Source organism: Pseudomonas proteolytica, assembly GCF_007858275.1.
Classification (GTDB): Bacteria; Pseudomonadota; Gammaproteobacteria; order Pseudomonadales; family Pseudomonadaceae; genus Aquipseudomonas; species Aquipseudomonas proteolytica.
On the sequence record NZ_VFEV01000083.1, the window covers coordinates 1 to 2255 of the forward strand.

General features: G+C 60.7%; 1 protein-coding gene. It reads right to left on the reverse strand.

The features are described from left to right. Positions 1-209: 209 nt before the first annotated feature. Positions 210-2030, reverse strand: coding sequence for a sigma-54-dependent Fis family transcriptional regulator (locus FIV38_RS29755; RefSeq protein ID WP_092239081.1), 1821 nt, complete (start codon positions 2028-2030; stop codon positions 210-212). Positions 2031-2255: the final 225 nt, after the last annotated feature.

The window sequence follows — 2255 nt, forward strand, 5'->3', positions numbered from 1 at the left end:
CGATGGGCGATGAATCAGGGGCAGGGGCTGGCATCCATGACGTCTCTGCAAAAGAAGGCGTCGGAGAATGCCGCAGGAAAAGGGCGGTTGGAGGTGTGGTCTGTTAAATCAGAATGGGCTTACGTGCTGGGAGAATTTACTGGGTGGAATCGCCGCTTGAGCTCACATCAACTAACGATCAGTCTTAAAGAAAGACGCAGGATTTACGGCTATGGCGCGTCGCGTAATCGCTTGTACAAGGTATTGCGGCTGACCCCCAACTCGCGCGCCAAGTGGGAGATATTGCCGCCGACCGCTGCCAGTCGCTGCTGAAGGTTTTGGCTATCGTCCAGATCGCCCATAACCGGCGGTGTGCTGGGCGAGGCTTGGCCCAGGTCGACAAAAAAATCATCGGGCAGATGCTCCGGGCGGATCGGTTGGTCTTCGGCCATGGCCAGCGCCACCTGCATCACGCTGCTGACCTGGCGCAAGTTGCCTGGCCAAGGGTGTCGCTCGAATAACGCCAGCACTTCAGTACTGAGCCCGGCCCACTGCGTGGGCTCGCGGTGCTGTTGCCACAGTTGCTTGAACAGCGCCTGCTTGTCACTGCGTTCGCGCAGGGGCGGCAGTTCCAAGGTCAGGCCGCCGATGCGGTAGTACAAATCCTCACGAAACCTGCCGATCTGCACCTGTTCGCGCAGTGAACGGTTGGTGGCCGAGATGATGCGCAGGTCCACCGGGAACAATTCGCTGCTGCCCACCGGTTGCACGCAGCGCTCCTGCAATACCCGCAGCAGCCGAGCCTGGGTCGGGAGGGGCATGTCACCGATCTCATCGAGAAACAGCGTACCTTTGTCAGCCTTGCGGATCAGGCCGATGCTGCCCTTCTGATTGGCGCCGGTGAACGCGCCTTTTTCGTAGCCAAACAGCTCCGATTCCACTAACTCGGCCGGAATTGCCGCACAGTTGACCGCGATAAAAGCCTGCTGGCTGCGGGAACTGGCCTGGTGCAGGGCTTTGACGAAGACTTCCTTGCCCACGCCTGTTTCGCCATGGATCAGCAACGGGATGTCTTTTTCCAGCAGGCGTTCGGCCTGGCGCACGGCTTTTTCCACGCGGCTGTCGCCAAAGTGCAGGGTCTTGAGACCGATGGGCACGGCGGCCGGCTCGCTGAAGACCCTGGCTTGCACCGGCACCTGCTTGGGGCGTTTGAGCAGGCACTGGAAACGGTTGCTTCCTGCCGCTTGTAGGGCGAAGGGCAGGCCTTCGGGTTGGTTGAGCAGCTCCAGCAGCGAGACCTTGAACAGGCTGTCGATCATCACCCGCGACAGGCTGATGCCCAGCAGGTTGTCGGCGCGGCGGTTGGCTGACAGCACCTGGCCGCTTTCATCAAAGATCAGCAGGCCGGCCCATTGGCTGTCGAGGTTGTTCAGACCGGTGTTGAAGGTCAGTTGGAAGTGCTCGCCGCCAAACAGGTTGAGGATCAGCCGGTTTTCCACGGTCTGGCTCATCATCTTGACCATGCCCAGGGTGTGGGAGGGCGGCAGGTAGCTGTCGCTGGACACATCCAGCACCGCGATGATTTCGCGGTTGGCGTCAAAGATCGGCGCAGCCGAACCGGTCATGAAACGGTTGGCCTTGAGGAAGTGTTCGTCATGCTCGATGTGCACCGCCTGGGCGCAGGCCAGTGCGGTACCGATGGCGTTGGTGCCGGTAGAGCGCTCCCGCCAACTGGCCCCTGCGCTGAAACCACGGGCCAGCTTGGGTTCGATAAAGCGCTGGGTGCCCCAGGAGGTCAGCACCTGGCCCTGGTTGTCGGCAAGCATGATCAGGCAGTTGGAATTGCTGAGGATGTTCTCGTAGTAGGGCAGCACTTCCTGATGGGTGGTCTGGACCAGTGCGTGCTGGCTCTCCAACAGCTGGCTGATGCCCTCGGCGGGCAATTGGTCGAAGCTGGGCGCGCTCTGGTGATCCAGGCCAAAGGCACGGCAGCGGCGCCAGGAGTCCTGGATGATGGTGTCGTGGGGCAAAAGCGGGGCAGGTGCGGCCATGGCGGTGACCTTCTTTTTATTGTTGTTATGAACCGTGCACCGCTCACCTTGTGGGAGCTGGCTTGCTTGCTATGGCGATTTCACAGACGCCATCGCAGCATAGGTATCTACACAACTTTGCCGCAACGCCTAGATCCAGGCAGATAGCGCAGTTGTGGCGAGCGGGCTTGCCCCGCGCTGGGCTGCGAAGCAGCCCCAATAAGCCGAATGCGTTGTACCTGCTTT